The sequence below is a fragment of the Clostridium sp. genome, assembly GCF_029258205.1.
GTDB lineage: Bacteria > Bacillota > Clostridia > Clostridiales > Clostridiaceae > Sarcina.
Map to the genome: position 1 here is coordinate 1 of NZ_JARHZJ010000099.1, position 4,013 is coordinate 4,013.

4 protein-coding genes and 1 pseudogene are annotated in these 4,013 nt (G+C 25.4%); 3 read left to right on the forward strand and 2 right to left on the reverse strand.

What is annotated here, in order from left to right; all coding sequences use genetic code 11:
- Positions 1-154: 154 nt before the first annotated feature.
- Entirely contained in the window at positions 155-541 is a 387-nt protein-coding gene (locus Q1J60_RS12115; protein WP_300262690.1) for a hypothetical protein, read from the reverse strand.
- A 194-nt stretch (positions 542-735) separates the two neighbouring features.
- On the opposite strand from Q1J60_RS12115, the gene Q1J60_RS12120 reads away from it, so the two are divergent.
- The 3 genes from Q1J60_RS12120 (at position 736) to Q1J60_RS12130 (ending at position 3,632) form a co-directional block, all read left to right on the forward strand.
- Entirely contained in the window at positions 736-1,104 is a 369-nt protein-coding gene (locus tag Q1J60_RS12120) for a DUF2164 family protein (RefSeq protein ID WP_300262693.1), read from the forward strand.
- A 164-nt stretch (positions 1,105-1,268) separates the two neighbouring features.
- The gene (locus tag Q1J60_RS12125) at positions 1,269-2,903 is read left to right on the forward strand and encodes a C40 family peptidase (protein ID WP_300262696.1); all 1,635 of its coding nucleotides are present in this window, start codon (positions 1,269-1,271) and stop codon (positions 2,901-2,903) included.
- A 135-nt stretch (positions 2,904-3,038) separates the two neighbouring features.
- Positions 3,039-3,632, forward strand: coding sequence for a hypothetical protein (locus tag Q1J60_RS12130; RefSeq protein WP_300262699.1), 594 nt, complete (start codon positions 3,039-3,041; stop codon positions 3,630-3,632).
- Positions 3,633-3,860: 228 nt separating this feature from the next.
- Here Q1J60_RS12130 and Q1J60_RS12135 read toward each other — a convergent pair.
- Positions 3,861-4,013: pseudogene (locus tag Q1J60_RS12135) on the reverse strand (class IV adenylate cyclase); the annotation flags it as partial.

Consider the following 4,013-nt stretch of genomic DNA (forward strand, 5'->3'; position numbering starts at 1 on the left):
GGTAATTTTGCATTTTTAATAAAATAGTAAAAACTAATTAGATTATATTCTAAAAGAACTTTTAAGGCATTGAAAGTATAGAATTTTTACAAAAAAATTTAATTATTAAATTAAAAAGAAGCCACAAAATTTTATGTGGCTTCTTTTTTACTTTTTAAAACATAGTTTTAGCAAATTTCATTAAAGAAGGAGCAGATACTAAAAATTTTTTACTTGATTTTGAATTCATTTTTTTTATTGTACAGGCTACACCTATAATGCCAGCTGTAGCACCTATGCATGATGCAATAAGAACTTTTTTATTTGCTTTAATTTCTTTGTTTAATAGACAAGATTTTATTGTGCAATCATCATCATTGGAATTAGCACAATCTTTTAAATCTTCTATAGAATCAAAGAATGAGTAATCCTCAAGATTATCTTCATGAGAGTTATTCATTGAATAGTTATCTCTATAGTGAGATGGTGGAACAAAACGTTTAGATTTTTTTCTTAAGGACTTATATTCTTTATCTTTATTTATACCAATTGCTTTATACATAAAATCACCTCAAAGTTATTATTTACAAAATCAATTTATATAATCCATAAATTAAAGTTTTTTTAAATATATTTTTATTTAATGATAAAAACTTATAGATTAAAATAATATAATTAAGTAACTTTAATATGATTGGTGAATAAAATGTATTATATGGGGTATATTCCAAAATTATTTTAAAGGCGTGAATTTGTATGAATAAAAATGATTTAAATAAAGTTGAAGAAGGATATTATGGGAATAAGGAAGATTATTATGATAAGCAAGGACATTGTTACACTAGTTTTTTTATAAGTGATATTGTTATAAATAATAAAAAGAAAGGTAGTGTTACAATAAATAATAATTTTGATATTTCTAAAGAAAAAAAAGATTTTTTAAAAGAAGAACTTTTAAAATATTTTAAAATTGAAAAAAATGAAAGTTTAGATGATGAAGAGTTAGATAAACTTATAAGATTTTTTGTGGAAAATTTAGGAGCACAATTTTATATACAAGGTGTTATAGATTCTTATAAATATATTGTTGAAAAATCTGATGATTTGTTGAGTGTAGAAAGGTGATAGAACATAGAAGTTGTCCAATTTAAATATAGACAACTTCTTTTTTGATATTTTTGATATTTTTTTGTAACTATTTTGTTGATAAATTTTCCTAAAGAATATATTATATAAAATGAAAGATTATTTTAGGTGGTGCGTAATATGACTACTAGGGAGGATTTTGTATGAATAGGAATAAGATAGCAGCTTTGATTTTTGCTGTATCAACTATATGTGTTGTTTCGGCACATAGTGAAAATGCTTATGCAACAGAACATAAAAATTCTAATCAATTAGAAGAAAATAATAAAACAAGAACTGTAACAAAAGGGCAAGTTGTAAACGTAAGTACAAATTTAAGAATTAGAAAGAGCCCAAGTACTAGTAGTTCAGTTGTTGGATATTTAACTAATGGTGAAATTTTTAATATAGATGGAAAAGAAGGTTCATGGTATAAAATAAATATTAATGGTAAGGCAGGATATATTCATGGAGATTATGTAAAAGAAGTAAATGGTAATTCTAATAGTAATAATATTGGAAACAATTCGAATTTAGATACTTCATTAGCAGGGAAAATGGGTACTGTTATAAACGTAAGTACTTCTTTAAGAGTTAGACAATCACCAAGCACAAATAGCTCAGTTGTAGGAGGTCTAAGAGGTGGACAGACATTTGAGATAAAAGGTAAAACTGGAGATTGGTATTATATAAATGCAAATGGTCTTACAGGTCATATTCATGGAGATTATGTGCAAGTAGGTGGAGGTAGTTCAAGTAATAATTCAGGTAATGGTGGGCAATCATCAGAAAGTGGATCAGGAATGGATACTTCTTTAGCTGGAAAGACAGGTAAGGTTGTAAACGTAAGTACTTCTTTAAGAATTAGACAATCACCAAGTACAAATAGCTCAGTTGTTGGATCATTAAGTTCGGGTCAAACTTTTAAAATAAATGGAAAAAATGGAGCTTGGTATAATATTGATGCACAAGGAACAAAAGGACATGTTCATGGAGATTATGTACAAGTAGTAAGTGGAAACGAAGGTTCTAATAATAATCAAAGTGGAAGTTCAAATAACAATTTAGATGAATCTTATAATGGAAAAACTGGAAAGGTTGTAAATGTAACAAGTAATTTAAGACTTAGAAGTCAACCTAATACTAGTAGTTCTGTTTTAGCATATTTATTACCTAATGAAAGATTTACTTTAAAAGGAAAGACTTCTTCAGGATGGTTTAAGATAAAATATAATGGAAAAGTTGGTTATTTAAATGAAAAGTATGTTAAAATAGTATCTTCAGATGAAGGTTCAAATGAAAATCAAGATGGAAGCCAAAATGGAAACATAGGTGGTGGACAAGTTAACCAAAGTAAATATGAGCAAGTTCTAAGTATTATGAAGTCTCATATTGGTTCTCCATATATTTATGGAGGATCTGGAGAAGTATTAACTTCAAGTTTATTAAGTAGCTTAAGAAAAAGTTTTCCAGATCATGCTGCAAGAGGATTTTATGATATACCATCAAACTATTTAAATGGTAATTACAGAGCGTTTGATTGTTCTGGATTAATGCAATGGAGTTTTAGACAAGCTGGAATAAATTTAGGAAGAACAACTTGGGACCAAATAGAGAGTGGATATGAAGTTTCTCCAAGTAATGCACAGCCAGGCGATTTATTATTCTTTAGTAATTTAGGTCATGTAGGTATGTATATAGGAAATGGTCAGTGGATAGAGGCTCCTAACAAAGGTAAATTTGTGTCTATTACATCAGTTCCATGGAGTAAAATAGGTAGAGCAAGAAGAGTTCTTTAAGATTAACATAATAAATTTATTATAAAACAAGTTATATTTAGTGATGTTTTGCTAGATATAGCTTGTTTTTTAATTTATTTAATATATAAATTTTGTAAAATAAAATTAAATTGTAAAATGATGGGATATAGTTTGGTGAAAAAATTATTATTATTTATTAGTAGTTATGAAGGAGAAAAGAGTAATTCTTATTATATAGCAGATTGTATAGAAAGAAAGCTATTAGGAAGTGTAGAATGCTCTAAAATATTATTAAGTGATAATGAGTTACAATATATTAAATATAAAATTAGAAACTGTGATAATATTATTTTTATTACTTCATTAAGAAAAAATGAATTTAATAGTGCATCAAAAAGATTTTTAGATATTATTAGAGATGAAAATAAAAATAATAATTATAATAAAGAAATAAAATTTTCAGCTATTTTAAATGGTGATATTGAAGTTTTAATTGAAATAGAAAAACTATTAGATAACTGTATAGAAATATGTAATAAGAAATATATTGTATGGCAGAAGGGGATAGGAGTATTAGCTAAATTAAATTTATGGAAAAGTGGTTGGGAAAATAATTATTTAGAATATAATCAACTACTCATAGAATTAGAAATGTTTTGTCAAGACATAGTAAATGAAAAGAAATATTATCATAATAGCTTTGCTGTACCTAAAAAGGGAAGTGGATTTTTAAAATTTATAAATAATAGAATAAAGCAATTTACTTAGGTTTATAGATAGGCTATATAATGACTAAATAATAAAATTTATATAATTTGCATTGATAAAGGAGATAAATTTTATTATTTGGATACAATTAGACAGTAGATAGCTTTAATTTTTTACACAAAACTATCTACTATTTCATAATTTGTCTTCAAATAAATTTTACTATAGTAAGAATTATTTTTAGTTTTTATAATTTTTTCAGTTATTTTGTTAAAGTAATTCTAGTAACTATAGGCCTTTTTTATTAGAATCATGAGAAATACCTTTATCTTTTAAAATTTCATAAATTGTTTTAGAAGTTGTATCTTCCATGGAATATCCTAGATCTATTAAAATTTCATTAAGTTTTTCTTCAGATGAAGTTTCTATTTCTATGTATGG

What these genes read in the sequence shown, in the direction of transcription:
- Q1J60_RS12125 (WP_300262696.1), top strand. Translation starts at nt 1,269, where the DNA reads ATGAATAGGAATAAGATAGCAGCTTTGATTTTTGCTGTATCAACTATA.
- Q1J60_RS12120 (WP_300262693.1), top strand. Translation starts at nt 736, where the DNA reads ATGAATAAAAATGATTTAAATAAAGTTGAAGAAGGATATTATGGGAAT.
- Q1J60_RS12115 (WP_300262690.1), bottom strand. Translation starts at nt 541, where the DNA reads ATGTATAAAGCAATTGGTATAAATAAAGATAAAGAATATAAGTCCTTA.